Origin of the sequence: Paenibacillus taiwanensis DSM 18679 (assembly GCF_000425125.1) — a bacterium.
GTDB classification, from domain to species: Bacteria; Bacillota; Bacilli; order Paenibacillales; family Paenibacillaceae; genus Paenibacillus_B; species Paenibacillus_B taiwanensis.
On the sequence record NZ_KE384308.1, the window covers coordinates 40,069 to 54,470 of the forward strand.

The following is a 14,402-nucleotide window of genomic DNA, read 5'->3' on the forward strand; positions in this document are numbered from 1 at the left end:
GATCCTCTTCCATTTAGATAGTCGTACAGCTTGAGGCCCATTTCATTTCCCATTCATAAGGCTCATGCCCTTCATAATGACTATGATACAGTAAATCTCCGAATGGATTAACATCCAAAACGTAAGGTCTATTGGAGCCGCTGCTCAACAATATATCGATACCTGCAACGGTAGAACGCGGAAATACCGATAACGTCTGTTCGGCGCATTGGCGTATGGCAGCTTGCAGCGGGTCAGGCATGCCAATGTCCTGTAAGCTCATACGATCACTGTCAAGATGAAGATTCGTTATAGGAGTTCTGCTGGCCCTAACAATACTGTGACATGCTTGACCCGCTACTACAAGCTGTCTGATATCAAAGGTGCGATCCTCATAAGACGCCTTAGGAATCCATTGTTCAACATGAGCGCCATGTCCCAATAACCAATTAATGATCTGACGAATGATAGGGCGTTCTTTGTAGCTTTTCAGCTTTTTTACGTTATAGAACATGGGCGGTCTTCGCAGGAAGTTCTCTACCCCTATTGTCGTCACGGCCGATTCTGATCCTGTAGCAGGATTTAGCTGGTACGCAATCACACCACACGCACCTGAACCCGTTGCCAGCTTAATAAATAAACGATAAGTCCGTTCCTTTACCATTACTTCCTGTAACGTATCGTAATCCGGTATGTCAACTGGTGCGGCCAGTCTTCTAGGAACAGGCAAGCCAGCTGATGACAAAATTTGATACGTATGCCTTTTGTCAAACATAGCGGCTATATCTTCGGGTGCATTCATCCAGCGAGGTGAACTCCAAAGCTGAGCTGCTTCCATGTCCAGTCGAGATAACAACTTGCAGTACCCACGAAACCATTGGGAAGGATGGTAGAGTGTGCCCTTCATTTCCTGCAATCGTTTAGCCATCCTTACTGAGATTGGATGCACCACATTTTTGTTATGTAGTAGCCAACGCTCGTCCATATCCATGTTGTCTGCATCAGGAGCACCAAGCGCAATCAACTCCCGCTCCACTTCAAAATGCTCTCCAGGTGCGTCGATTCGCAGCAATGGAGGTTCATCGAATGAGTGCGCCAAGCTTTGTACACATGAACTCAAGGACACACGTCCCTGCAACAGATCCCTATAATTCAAGACAAAAGCTGGGGGCAACCCCAGCCGAGTTCTTGCCGTTTGTAATCCGGTTGTTCTTCTATTACCGGCATTGCCAATAATAATCATCGATTTCATCGTTATTCCGTCAAAGAAGGATAGCGATAATCCTCATCTTCATCAGAATCCTGTTGATCGCTAATATCAACGTTAAGGCCTGACTGCTTCCAACGATTCATCATTTCATCTGACATGTAATGGTAGCTTAAATTAAGATGTTTCAATTTTCTAATCTTTTCACTGTTTAGAAGCGCCTCGGCTCCCTCATCTGTCAAAGTTCCCATAGAGAGATCTAATGTATGTAGTTGATCCACAATTGGTGCATTCGCTACTGCGATCGCGATTTCATCTTGAATTTCACTGTCTTTGAGACCTAAGTAGGTAAGCTGTGGAAATTTACCAGGCTCAATCAACTGAAGCACATCTTCGAGAGTGGCGTCAAACCCATACTCTTCTACTCCTAAATAAAGCTCCAGCTTTTTCAAATTGTTGAAGCTGCCTTCATTTATACTTGTAATGACGTCTTTACCAAGCCCGCCGCAAATAATGGTAAGCTCCTCTAACTTGTCGTGCTGTGCTGGATCTAGGCTGAGACCTGTGCTCCCCTTAATAGTAAGTGAGGTAAGCTCAGGATAGGCAGCTAAAATCGGTCCGATGTTAGATTGGTTAATCCAAGAAACTTCACATTCTTCATAAGACATATCACCGATAAATAAGCTCCGCAGCTTCGGGAAACGGTCTTTCAGCCGCACTAGAGCTGCGACAATTTCACTAGAATCATGCTCGTAGGCACCGCCCCAATCTCCGATAATAAGGCTTTCTAGTTGTAAGCGCTCATCATTGTTTGCGAGCTGCTCTATTAAATCTACGATTTTAACACCACTTTCATACTGATCGTAATCGACAGATAATTTACATTCCGACATAAAGATACCTCCTGAAAATGAATAATAACCTTCTTTATTATAATAGCCGCACGCAACGGTTACAAATGTTTGCCAGTTAATAATAAAATTCTACATTTGTGCTGCTGTTTAACCGAAGCATGGTTCATCCGATGGAGGTTATCGCTTTGTTATCTTGCTCTTCCATTCCCAAAAGCGCACAAATGCCCGCTATTAAGGTTATACTAACTTTGGAATACCAAACTGTGGCGTCTAGCCTGATAACGGCTGCAAACACAATTCTTAGAGGAGGCACTATCAAATGGCAACTAACAGCAGCAGTCCTCTCTATTGGTCCGAGCTTTCTGATAGGGATTGGCAAGTGCACATCGCAGCACATGAAAAAGGTTTATGTTTTGTGGGGTCGCAACATCAACCTTTTGAAGAATTGGCGACATGGGTCAGCAACCGATTTCCAGAAAGTAAGCTCATTCGGAATGATGATAAGCTGCAACCTTATGCAGCTGAGCTTACTCGTTATTTTCAAGGCGAACTGGATCGCTTCACCATCCCGCTCTACTATCGGGGTACTCCTTTTCAGGAGGCTGTCTGGCAGGCACTTTGTGAGATCCCCTACGGTCAAACTAGATCCTATTCGGATATTGCGCAGCAAATTCATAAACCTGCTGCGGTTCGTGCGATCGGTGCAGCCATCGGTACAAATCCGATTTTGATTACGATTCCTTGCCACCGAGTTATCGGCAAAAACGGATCGCTCACAGGTTATCGCGGCGGCATCGATATGAAAACAAAACTGCTGGAGCTGGAGCGTAACGTATTAACTTATGGAAAGGAGCTGCATCGTGTCTGATTCACATATAACCTCTTTAGCCGATTTGAACTGGGCTGAGCTGCATCAAACACTCGATGAACAGGGCTACGCCAAGCTACCACGCCTGCTATCAGCGCCAGCGTGTACAAACCTGATAGCTGGCTATACAGACGAGACCCTTTATCGTAAAACGATCGATATGTCACGCTATCGTTTCGGAAATGGGGAGTACAAATATTATGAGGCTCCCCTTCCAGAGCTGTTGCAGCAATTCCGTGAGGGCCTATACCCTGAGCTCGCCAAAGCGGCCAATCGCTGGCTGAAACTATTAAATCAATCATCCGCATATCCGGATACCTTGACAAGTTTTCTCGATCAATGTCATGAAGCGGGGCAGACTCGTACCACCCCGCTTATTTTGAAATATGATAAAGGAGGCTACAATTGTCTCCATCAGGATTTATATGGTGACGTCTACTTCCCTTTTCAAGTCGTATTTGCGCTGAACCAACGGGAAGACGATTACACTGGCGGAGAATTTTTACTTATCGAGCAGCGCCCGCGGGCGCAGAGCAGAGGCCACGTTATTACGTTAAATCAAGGTGAAGGGCTCATATTCCCAACCCAACAGCGCCCAGTAGCAGGTGCGCGTGGCTATTATAGGGTGACTTTGCGGCATGGCGTAGGCACGATCACATCAGGAACACGTTACAGCATGGGGCTTATTTTCCATGATGCGAAGTGAAGGTCAAAATACTTTTATCATTTTCCTGAGATAAATGGAGGTGTCAGTTATAACTGTGGATATGCACGCACTGTCTTTCACAGCCAGATGTATGACCACCCTTCTCAGGGAGGCTATACATCTGGACTCGCTTTATGAACGAGTGTACACTGACAGCCATAAGACTTCTAAACATGAACCCTTTACAATAAATAACATCTTTGATGTTCGCCATTGCTATTACTATAGTTGATGATTGATCTTAAAACTTGATCACATCTCACAAGCATCCATCACTGTACAATAATGCCCAACAAACCCACAAAAGTTGATGCCTGATGGCTGGCGATCATACACCCTTCTAAATCCTCAGCCTCCACTTTAAGCTCATTAAAGTGACAGTCACTAAGATCGACCCCCTTTAGCTTGGAACCGACCATATCAGATTGATCAAGATGACAACGGGAAAAGTTTAATTTTTGAATTGTAGAACTAAAATAGTCTGCACTTTCTAACCGACAATCTTCAAAGCTCACCTGCTTAAATTTAGCGAGGCGAAAACTCACAAAATCAGCTAAGCAGTCCATAAAACGGACATTTTGAAATCTACTCTGCGAGAAGTTTGTGCCAATGAGCTTACAATTTCTAAATTCAATACGATGAAGGAATGCACTTGTAAAAGTAACATTTGAAAAATCGCATTTCTCGAAAACTATGTCTGTAAGTTCGATTTGTTCCAATGTTGACGCTGTAATAGTTACATTTCTAAACAGCATTTTATCCATCGAAACTTTGACTGCATCCTGATATTCAAGCGTGACGTTTTCAATGACTCCAGTACTGATTTCATCTTTTGATGCTAATGTGTGAATGGATTGGGCTTCAAGTAACTCCACTGGTATTTTAGGCGGGTCAATCTTAAATTTCATAGTATCCTCCATTTTGTTTAAACCGACAATATGTAGCTCATTTAATTATATACACAGTATCTTATGCTAACAAATTTGACGTTTGTACTCGCTAATTCAGATGTTGCTACCTAAACCGTTGTAAACAGCACTACTAACGGATCGGGAATGTCTGCAAGATCATATGGGAATTGAATGGATGATTTTGACTGGAATAGTCCACAGATAACCGATATATTATGGGGGAACAGCACGGCATATTTATAACTACGGAGGGCGCTGGCATGGACGAGAAATCGGTTTACCGAACTAACATTATAGGTGCTCGCGAGGTTGAGGGCACTGTCACAGTTGACATGGACAAAAACACGGTTTACAAAACAAACAGCTTCTATTGGAATACAAAAGGAAGTGATTTTTTAGGAGCAATTGTGTTACCTTTTTATGGCGCATTTGTGTCTGAAGAAAAATGCCAGCTATTTGGTGATGTTTCGGGGAAAAAGATGCTGGAGATCGGCTGCGGCAACGGTCAATCTTTGCAATATCACGGGGAACGCAAAGCAAAAGAATTGTGGGCTGTGGATATATCAGAACAACAAATTGAAAAGGCAGCGCAACATTTGAAGGCATGTGATCTATCAGCCAAATTGATTTGTGCACCTATGGAAGAAGAATGTGGCATTCCTCTGGATTATTTCGACTTTGTTTACTCGATTTATGCAATAGGCTGGACCACCGACCTTGAGGGGACTTTTTGCCGGATCGCTTCCTACCTAAAAAAAGACGGGGTATTTATATTCAGTTGGTCTCACCCTATCCATAAGTGTGTTGTTGCAGAACACGACATTCTCACTTTTAAAAAATGTTACTTCGATGAGTCCTGGTATTCGGTAACGCTTGATGGTGGCGCGCTAACATTATCAGATCGTAAACTATCTACCTACGTGAATGCGCTGGCAAAAGCGGGGTTTGTCATTGAGGAAATGATCGAGCAATCAGATGAGGATCTTATGGAATCGATGGGCGAGAACAACGATTTTGCAGAAAAAGCAAAGATGCTGCCAGTCACTTTTGTAATGAAGACAAGAAAACGATAGTAACCAATAGCATAATGAAAACTAGACGACCGTCCCCTGGTAATAATAGTGAGAAACGGTCGCAGCATAATGGTGTCTTTATATACTTGTCTACTTGCCAGGGGATGATCAATTTAAATCTAATTCATAATTTTTAATTCTATTTAACGAGCAATTACTTCCCGTACATCGCCGGTTCCGTCATCGATAATACGTATAGTTTTGTCATCAATAAGTTGAATGGTGCCGTCCGACTTCAAGCTTTCATGTTTCTCCACTAACCCGTGAGCGACGGATTTGCGAATGAGCCCTTGGTCTTTGAATACTAAAGTATACAGGTCATGCTCGCCAGTCTTTCGATTAGTATATTCAATGGTGAGGAGAAGGAGATTTTTCGGACTCGTATTAAAGGTAAAAGTGAAATTGTGCGTATTTACATTCATATCTTTTATGCCCAACGGAATTGTATGTTGTTTTCCTGTGTAAACATTCGTAATCTCTAAATCTCCTGTTTCAGCGCGAATGATATACACGTAACCCCACATACTGTCATAAAATGTATCCTTATAATTGTTGAGACCCGTTACGGTAATCTTCCCCGTCTTCGTATCTTGATTCGTTACTTCTCCACCTAGAGCAGATGTAAGAAATCGAATCGGCACATAGAGGTGACTAATATACTCCACGGGTTCTCTGCCCATATCCACCTTTTTACCATCAACTTCAGCCATTCTGCTTCCGAGATGAATAACAATGCGCTTTTGATACCCTTTCAAAATCCTCGTCTTTTCTTTACCCATCTCACTAATTAGACCTGCGTCGTTGCCCATCGAGTAAAAATTGCCGTAAGTGACTCCGTCCTTAAGGAGCGTTTCAACATGATTGACCCGGCCGTCTTCCCATTGCACTTCCAATTCGACGTATTTGCCAGCTGCATTCGTTTGTTGCACCCCCAGTGGTAAAAGCAATGACATCATCAGTAAAATGGAAACGGTATGCTTCCAAGCGTTTACTCTCATAAATGCTCACCCGCTACATGGAATTTTATGTTACACAATACAAACGTGTACTACTTATAAAAAGTTGCGGAACAATAGAAACTAGGTACACAGAATGCCGATTTCCGAAGGAGTATATTACTAATTTATCCTTATTCAATATAACACATTTTTTCAAATGTCTTCTTTTAGTTGTTCCTTAGATTGGCTAATGCTCTTTTAGCTGCTAATTTCCCATTATGCATTCCGTTTATGGAAACCTCTATTAATTTTTCCCTAGCTGGTGCATATTTATGAAAACCGATAATCTCACAAGCTCTTTCTTGGACATACATATCATCATCATCTAAATACTTCATTAAGGAATCAATATATCTTTTTGGCGTTAATGCCATAATTGAAAAAATATACTGACAGCGAATCTCATCACTTATAAGTGAGTTAGAATTGATCAAATGGTTCAGCGCGTCAATACAATCTGAGTCATCTGCAAGTTCAGAGTGACTAGATTCTGCATCTGAGGGATAGTCTTTTTTTAGATCATACCAATCGTAGTCAGGATGCAGTTCGAGTGTAGATAGAAATGAACTTATATTTCTATAACATGGTGCTAAATCCGTTTCCTCATGATTAATGTAACTAATCTTGTATTTGCATGCTCCTTGAAAATGTAAACCTATATAGTTCGAATGATCATCGGTCCATAACGGAACCACATTTTGATACACCTCAATGCTAGACATAAAATCAGCTGTTTCAATTATTTCATCGAAGGTCATCAATCTCAATAAGTAAGTTTGAGTCTGCTGTTGCTTATTGTGAGCTTCTAACGCTTCCACTATTGTAATGGGTACTGTGATCCTAAGTTTATTAAAAAGCTCTATGAACATGCTTCGGCTCCTTTGAATAAAATGATCATTCTGCATTTCATTTCATGTCTTGTGCACGAACTTCGTAAATCTGGCTGTCATATAGCAGCAGCCTGCATACAAAGGAACTATCGTGTCCTAGGTTAATTTCATTTCTAGTTTCATCAGTTGGATCTGTACAAGTTGCAGCACTCCTATTTACGCCTTACTCCATTTTTTGCGTCATAAATTGTTTGAATCTTGTAAAATACTGCTCTGAAGCCTCCCAGCGCCGACGGTCCAAAAAGGAAATGTCATGCCTGCCGTATTGCTCAGGCGGCTGATAATGCCGAGAAACATAAGCTCCATGTTCCAGTGAATAAAAATAGTACGCTTCATCAGGCGTTTTGATTTCTATCCGCGCATGGAGGTAGTCTCCATCTTCGTCTGTACGTGCTTGACGGAAGGTGTAACATTTAGAGCCATCCCAGAATCCGTCATCCTCCGCCTCTTCCAAAGACATGGCCTGAATTACAGGGGACTGTAAAATGTCCTGCACATCCTGTACTTCAATGTTGCGTAAATATAGCTCAGCCATATTAACGCAGGTCAGCAGCATCGTCCAGCGATCACGAATCTCGGCTTGCTCTTCTTGAGGCTCTTCTGTGATGTCCTCCCACTCAGAACCTTCTTCTACGGTTCTCCTTAGCAAACCAACGGAAAGATCTTTCTCCACCCAAATAAAATAGTGATGAAGATAATCCTTCATATAAACGCTGAGATTTGGGTGATCCCCGTCAGCATCAACAGGCTCCTTCTGCACTTTGAAAAGTACACCTTGTTCCTGGAAATCAAAGGATGGCTCGTCCTGCGGCATTAAAATACATTCGGTCAATTTTAATATGTTTTCCGCATTGATTGTGTTGTGGGTAAAATATAAAGGAACAGGTTTCTCCTTCATGTCGGATTCATTGCGTTGTTTTAATGCGGAACGACCTTCTTTCATAACGGTTACCAGCGTGCCAAAACAAAAGCCAACCTCATCCTCATACTCATCATCGTCCTCGTCGTCTTCCTTATCCACAAATACTTCATCGATTAACACCTCATGAATGCCTGCTGGAAGCCCGTACAATACGCCGTCCCCCGCCCACACATTTACGATACAAGAGATTGATTTCTTCCCGTCTACATTGAATTTGTACTCGTCATCCTGAACTAAAACCGCAGCGCTGAGATCACCTTTAACAATCGTTTCCCCGTGATTGTAAGAGCCGCACAATATTTCCTCGACCATCAGATTGCCCGAAACATAAATTTCCTGTCCGCCTACAGCTATATTTTTCGCACTCAAATTACCGGTCACCATGAGTCCTATGGCACCATCTGTTTCTTGATTATAGAGATTGTCTACAGTAAAATTACCATCAATAAAAAGGAGGATTACCTCTTTTTGTTGCGGAAATGGCTGCTCCCAATCCAGATTTAGTGCATGCAGCGTCAAATCCCCTTCATAATAAGCGACAAGGTTCTCGTCACTAAAATCATGATAAAACTTCGCCCACCAAGAGCCTTCCGCATACTTATCTGAAAGCTGACTAATTGGAATGAATTGAAAAGAGTTGCTCATACCTATTTTTCCTTTCTTTTAGCAGTTTATAATATTTTCTCAGGAGTACAAATCATATTGAACTACGAATTAATAAGGACGAGTGGGATCTATGATGGAATGATGAAGCTCTTCTATGTAAGCATCAAAAGCATCTATGCCTTCTTGTAAAATTAGATGTGCTTCTTTAGGAGTAATGGGTATGACCCACAAGACACTAATTACTTCTTCACCTATTTTTATTTCTTCTACATGCTCACTTTCGCCCCTCAATTCATCAATTAAGAGAGCTTTTGCAGTCCAGTTCTCTGGTGCGAGTGCGCTCTCACTCATTACTCGTGGTACTTCGGAAGATTGAATATTTTCAATATTATGGGCAATTAAGTCGCAGAAATACGATAATATGCGATCCACACTTTCTTGTCCCAAATCGGGTTGTAAAGCTAGCATCCATTCGGTGTTGATAGGTTTTCCCGTTTTTCGAATGGAATTAGAAAGACCGACAGTTGTGAATCTCGCAGGAGTTTTGTCATTAATGGATGGAAAATAATAAATTTCAACATACACACCAATCTCTGGTTTTGTCATGATGACTCTATATTTTGGCATAGACCATTCTTGCATGTACAAATGAAGAATAATTGTTCTTCTGATGTCGAAGTCCAAAATCTTTTCTTGGCTGGCTTCTTTTTTAATTTGCACATCGATCACCTGTTTTCTCTATTGATATTCGCAGTCAAATTGTTGGCCGATGATTTCCTGCTTCTGTTGCCAGCAAGTGTGCGCAAATGCTCAATGCTTTGTTCAAATGGGAGAAATCACTTCGCATGAGATAAATGCTTGATGACAGTTTCTTTGCTCTAAGGACAATCGCATCTACATTGGAAAATTGAGGCTCAATAGATGCTAGCACCCTCAGTAAAATAAGGCCAACATTTTTGTCTCCTATTAGTCTTGTAAATCTTGCCGCAGAAAATTGCTTGCGCAGAGCATTTTCATGATTTAAAAGGTATGCGCTAAAAGAAATTTCAGCATTTTTGAGTTTGAAGAACAGACATTTAAAACGATTAATCCAGATCTTTAGCCCAACTAACTAACTCTTCATCTTCTATATCATATGGATTTTTGTATATATTAGAGTAATAGTATTCGGATTCTAACAACTCTCTAATCTGGTTGAAAACATGATTGGTGGCACGAAATCCATTGCTGATGGGTGCGGTAAAGGCAAGCGACCCATTATCAAATCCATCTAAAGAACCAGAAAGCTCTTGTTTAACAATAGATTCGACTAATTCTATTTTTTCCTTGCTAGGCTGATCTTTATAAATTTGAATGCAGAAATTACCGCCGTGTTGTATTAATTCAAATTCCCCGCTCGGATGGAGCCTTATCGTATCTCCTTTCGCAAGGCCTAGAGTCAGCCCTGGAGATGCACATAATTTGAATTTGTGATCGCATAGGTATTCTGCTGGAAGCTCTTCTAAAACGGCTACTTGTGAACTTGTGTCGGCCAAAACCTTAATCCATGTTAATTTATGTTCCATTCTGCGCTCCTCAACGACCTCTTTTTATACATGACCTATCATCTTTAACGTATCCACTATTGCCGTCAATACTTCTAGCCAGCTTTGCACGTATTGCGCCGATTCAAATCGACAATCTCGTTAATGCCGTACGCTTCGAATTTATCGAGCAGGGGGTCACTGCCATGCTTCAACTTTAAATCCATTTCTTCTGAATAGAGAGGAATGACGGCATAAAAATGTACGGTCCGCCCATCCCCCATGTCTAGTGAAAGAAATTCCTCGTCCACTTCAAGGGGAGGCAGCAAAATGATTCCGGTCATTTCCATTTGTTGCGAAAGCGGTTCAGCCGGATCTCCATTAGGCATCGTATGCTCCCAGCCAAGCCAAGTGTCGTACTCATGAGGAAAACGGGCCAACATTTTTAGCCATCGAATAGGCCAATAGTAATCCGGATTATGTAAATCTTCTTGCGTGAACCGCCAATCCGGTGGCAAGCAGATCATCAATTCCGCATATTCGTACTCTTCCGCTCCTTCTGGCGTATTCATGGCCTTAAAGCTCATGCCTGTTGTGAATAAAGTATAATAATTACGTTTGGGAGTCGGTTTTATGACGTGGACGTCAATGTGAACGACATCCGATAGGATTTCGTGGAACACGGAATCGATTTCACCGAGATGCTGGCGCACGTGGTCTTCGATTTTCTCGCTCCATCCTACTTCACCGTACTCCGGAGGCTGCCAATTATTCTGTCTATCGTTATAACGATAGATTGGGTACCCCGACTCCGAATATTCTGTCGATTTCGACATAGTCGCCACTCCTTTTCTTCTTCCAATTTCATCTATTTCATCATACCATAATGTTTATAAACAAGGGATAAATCCCCTCTTCCCAATGTTCTTCCAACTCGCAGGCAGCTTCATAGCTCCTCTTCATTTGCAGATTCATCATGAACCTGCCAAAATCGCCAACAAGCTGACGCGAATACAGCGTCAGCTTGTTAATTCGAAACACCTTTTTTATTTTACATCAAAGTACTTCACAAGCTCATCTAGCAGCAGATTCGCCGCTTCATATCCGCCTGCCGAGTTCCAAATGGCTTCATCAACTTGAATGATCTTGTTGTTTTTAGCTACATTCAAACTTTGGAATAGAGGATCTTTTTTCCATTCCTCTACGACCTTTGAGGCATCCTGTTTGCCAGGGGTCTCCGAAACGAAGTAGAAAAGCACATCGCCGTCCATGCTAGGTATTTTCTCTTTGGACATGACCTCAATAAAGGAGTCTTTATCCTGCGACTCTGGGCGCGCAAAGCCCAATTGGTTTAATAGCACACCGGAAAACGTTTGTTTCTGGTAGATACGAACTTGTTTAGCGGAGAAGCGTACCACCGATACTTTCGTTTCGGCTTTGCTGCCTAGTTTTGCTCTGACTTCTGCGACCCGTTTATCAAAGGCGGCCATCATCTGCTCTCCTTCTTTCTGCTTGTTTAAAGCTTCAGAGTAGAGCTTGAAATTAATTTTCCAATCCCCCGCCAAATCTTCAGAAAATATCGTCGGAGCAATTTGCTTTAATTGGCTGTAAATTTTCTCCTGTCTGACCTTGTTTCCAATAATGAGATCCGGCTTAAGGCTTACTATCATTTCTAAATTAGGCTGAAGCTCATCTCCAACTACAGTGACACCCTCCATCTCTTGCTTAATATGGTCATACCAAGGATCGCCACTCCAAGACTGGACGGCTCCCACTGGTTTGATGCCGACTGCCAGCAGTGCCTCCGTTCCTTCATTGGTTAATATAACTATACGTTTCGGGGTACCTGTGAGCGTTTCTTCCCCCATCGCATGTTTGATCACCCTAGTCTCAGTGCCAGCATCTGACGTTGAGCCTGCGGTAGCTGTTACATTGTTAGTGGGTGAACTGTTGTTTGCCGATGTGGCGTTCGTTCCCCCTGTCGTGCATGCGCTCAACAAGAGGGTGAAACAAAATAATAAAGTGACTGCCATTGCTGTTTTTGACCTACGATACATCGGTAATACCCCTTCTCTTCTGTAATGATAACGATTCTCAAACACATTTCCAATATAACGCTGCTTCCTTCTTGCAACAATGGGAGATCTGAACACGACTGATGGATTATTTCGACGCTGTTGCTCCTCTAACATAGCTTCCTTAAAACTGGTGGGAGACATCCCTTCGTATTTTTTAAATATACGGCTGAAATAATAGCTGTCGGTATAACCTACACTCTCTGCAATTTCCTTTAAGGTGAAATCTGTGGATAGAAGCAAATGTTTTGCCTTACTTACTCGTAATTGAATCAAATAGTCGATTGGACTCGTTTGAATTTGCTTCTTAAAGGCACGCAGCAGTTGTCTGGAACTGCAATCAAGGTGTTCTAGCAGTGTCTCCAGCGTGATTTGCTCCCGATAGCGCTCATGAATATATCGTACCGCTTGGGCCACCAGATCAGGCTTGACGGCTATGATACTTTGTCGTTCCATCTGTTCTAGTATTTCAGAGACCATTTGATAAAAAATCGCTTTAACTTGAAGCTTTTCTATGAAATCCGATCGCTTCCATTCCTCGCTCATGGTGGTGACATGATGAAAGATTGAGACAGGGTAATGTGGCTTGAACACATATTGCATACGAAACGGATTATGCTGCTCCATCAGCTTGTCCGTTTCTTGACAAACGGGTAGCGCCAACACTGCTTTATACAAAATCATATAGTAGTCAAGCAACTCATCGGCTGTAATATCAAGATATAAACCTTTGCCGCCATGAATCAATGAAAATCGGCTCACATGGTGGACAATTCCGTCCATTTGGAGCAGGGCACTCCCTCGAGTGATGTATAAAAAGGCGCTTGAGGGTATTCTGTAGGCATGAAGTTCCTCACCTTGTTCCATTGTTGTATGTCGTACATCTATGATCTTGATTAATGCTTGATTCCATAATATTGCTTGATCATTTAATTTCACCGACTTACTCTTCCTTTCTCCTTCACTCTATGATTTAAGCGATATCTAAACCCATCATATATGATATTGATTCTCATTTGCAATAAAAACTGTGTGACGATCTCCTGTTCTGCTATTGGAAATGGAACGAAAAAGGCGAGCCGCCGTTAATTGGGTGCTCGCTTTTACTATTTTATCATTTGTTGTTATTTTAATTAATAGTAATACCGCCACTTGCATATCCTGCAACTGTATTGATTAAGGATAATCCTGATGCAGTTGCAAAGAAAACAAGTAACAGTCGATCTTGAGGTGACACGGGAATGGTCAAGCCTGTCGTTAAGCCGTTACTGACCTGACCTATGGCAATAACCCCAGTTAGCGGAGGGGACAAGGCAACAGTAGCTCCAGGTATCGCAAGAAATGAATTGTTAGGTGTTGTGGATCTAAATAGTTGTGCAGTGATTGTAATTGTAGAACCAATTAAACCAAGAGCTAACGTTGTGCTAAAATATGCCGCAATGTTCGTAATAGTCCCTGCGCGTGGTAATGAAAATGCAAAATTTAATAAGGCTCCTCCAGCTCCTGTTAAATCTATAGTACTTCCAGTGATGTTAACACCCGTTCCTGAGTTTCCAAATCCAACAACACTAGCGGTACCTACAAGTCCGCCTGCAATAGTCGTTAAAGAAACTGGAAGTCCAGACGCATATGGGATGATTGCACTAAAACCAGTTATTCCTGTCGCTCCCGTAGCTCCGGTGGAACCCGTCGCCCCAGCACCCCCAGTCGCTCCTGTGGCTCCAGTAGAGCCCGTCGCCCCGGCACCCCCAGTCGCTCCCGTAGCTCCAGTAGAGCCCGTCGCCCCAGCA

General features: G+C 42.4%; 15 protein-coding genes. 3 read left to right on the forward strand and 12 right to left on the reverse strand.

The genetic code is table 11. The features are described 5' to 3' along the window. Positions 1–13 precede the first annotated feature (13 nt). A complete protein-coding gene (locus H509_RS0118905) occupies positions 14–1,231 on the reverse strand; it encodes an STM4014 family protein (RefSeq protein ID WP_028546459.1) in 1,218 nt (405 codons plus the stop codon). A gap of 2 nt (positions 1,232–1,233) precedes the next feature. Then, positions 1,234–2,079, reverse strand: coding sequence for an STM4015 family protein (locus H509_RS0118910; RefSeq protein ID WP_028546460.1), 846 nt, complete (start codon positions 2,077–2,079; stop codon positions 1,234–1,236). A 280-nt stretch (positions 2,080–2,359) separates the two neighbouring features. Between H509_RS0118910 and H509_RS0118915 the strand changes: the two genes are divergently transcribed. After that, the gene (locus H509_RS0118915; RefSeq protein WP_028546461.1) at positions 2,360–2,908 is read left to right on the forward strand and encodes a methylated-DNA--[protein]-cysteine S-methyltransferase; all 549 of its coding nucleotides are present in this window, start codon (positions 2,360–2,362) and stop codon (positions 2,906–2,908) included. Continuing rightward, positions 2,901–3,614 (forward strand): 2OG-Fe(II) oxygenase, encoded by a 714-nt coding sequence (locus H509_RS0118920; protein WP_028546462.1) that lies wholly within the window; start codon positions 2,901–2,903, stop codon positions 3,612–3,614. The genes H509_RS0118915 and H509_RS0118920 overlap by 8 nt, the downstream gene beginning before the upstream one ends. A 272-nt stretch (positions 3,615–3,886) precedes the next feature. Here H509_RS0118920 and H509_RS0118925 read toward each other — a convergent pair whose 3' ends face one another. Then, positions 3,887–4,522: a pentapeptide repeat-containing protein gene (locus tag H509_RS0118925; RefSeq protein ID WP_028546463.1), complete on the reverse strand. Its 636-nt coding sequence runs from the start codon at positions 4,520–4,522 to the stop codon at positions 3,887–3,889. A 263-nt stretch (positions 4,523–4,785) separates the two neighbouring features. Here H509_RS0118925 and H509_RS0118930 point away from each other — a divergent pair, with 263 nt between their 5' ends. Next, positions 4,786–5,598, forward strand: coding sequence for a class I SAM-dependent methyltransferase (locus H509_RS0118930; RefSeq protein ID WP_028546464.1), 813 nt, complete (start codon positions 4,786–4,788; stop codon positions 5,596–5,598). A gap of 143 nt (positions 5,599–5,741) precedes the next feature. Here H509_RS0118930 and H509_RS0118935 read toward each other — a convergent pair whose 3' ends face one another. The 9 genes from H509_RS0118935 to H509_RS25950 form a co-directional block, all read right to left on the reverse strand. Further along, on the reverse strand, positions 5,742–6,527 hold the full coding sequence (locus tag H509_RS0118935; protein WP_245596184.1) for a stalk domain-containing protein: 786 nt from the start codon (positions 6,525–6,527) through the stop codon (positions 5,742–5,744). 236 nt (positions 6,528–6,763) lie between these two features. After that, positions 6,764–7,414, reverse strand: coding sequence for a HEAT repeat domain-containing protein (locus tag H509_RS0118940; protein ID WP_245596186.1), 651 nt, complete (start codon positions 7,412–7,414; stop codon positions 6,764–6,766). Between the two features lie 235 nt (positions 7,415–7,649). Further along, a complete protein-coding gene (locus H509_RS0118945; RefSeq protein ID WP_028546467.1) occupies positions 7,650–9,053 on the reverse strand; it encodes a hypothetical protein in 1,404 nt (467 codons plus the stop codon). A gap of 69 nt (positions 9,054–9,122) precedes the next feature. Next, complete coding sequence (locus H509_RS0118950) at positions 9,123–9,743, reverse strand: suppressor of fused domain protein (protein ID WP_245596187.1); 621 nt, start codon at positions 9,741–9,743, stop codon at positions 9,123–9,125. Positions 9,744–10,099: 356 nt separating this feature from the next. Beyond that, positions 10,100–10,579, reverse strand: coding sequence for a DUF4265 domain-containing protein (locus tag H509_RS0118955; RefSeq protein WP_028546469.1), 480 nt, complete (start codon positions 10,577–10,579; stop codon positions 10,100–10,102). Between the two features lie 74 nt (positions 10,580–10,653). Then, the gene (locus H509_RS0118960) at positions 10,654–11,373 is read right to left on the reverse strand and encodes a suppressor of fused domain protein (RefSeq protein WP_028546470.1); all 720 of its coding nucleotides are present in this window, start codon (positions 11,371–11,373) and stop codon (positions 10,654–10,656) included. A gap of 40 nt (positions 11,374–11,413) precedes the next feature. After that, positions 11,414–11,578, reverse strand: a complete 165-nt coding sequence (locus tag H509_RS28035) for a hypothetical protein (protein WP_169450960.1) — start codon at positions 11,576–11,578, stop codon at positions 11,414–11,416. 5 nt (positions 11,579–11,583) lie between these two features. Then, complete coding sequence (locus tag H509_RS0118970) at positions 11,584–13,551, reverse strand: AraC family transcriptional regulator (RefSeq protein WP_028546471.1); 1,968 nt, start codon at positions 13,549–13,551, stop codon at positions 11,584–11,586. A 190-nt stretch (positions 13,552–13,741) separates the two neighbouring features. Beyond that, a partial coding sequence (locus tag H509_RS25950; RefSeq protein WP_281169758.1) for an exosporium glycoprotein BclB-related protein occupies positions 13,742–14,402 on the reverse strand: 661 nt, incomplete at its 5' end.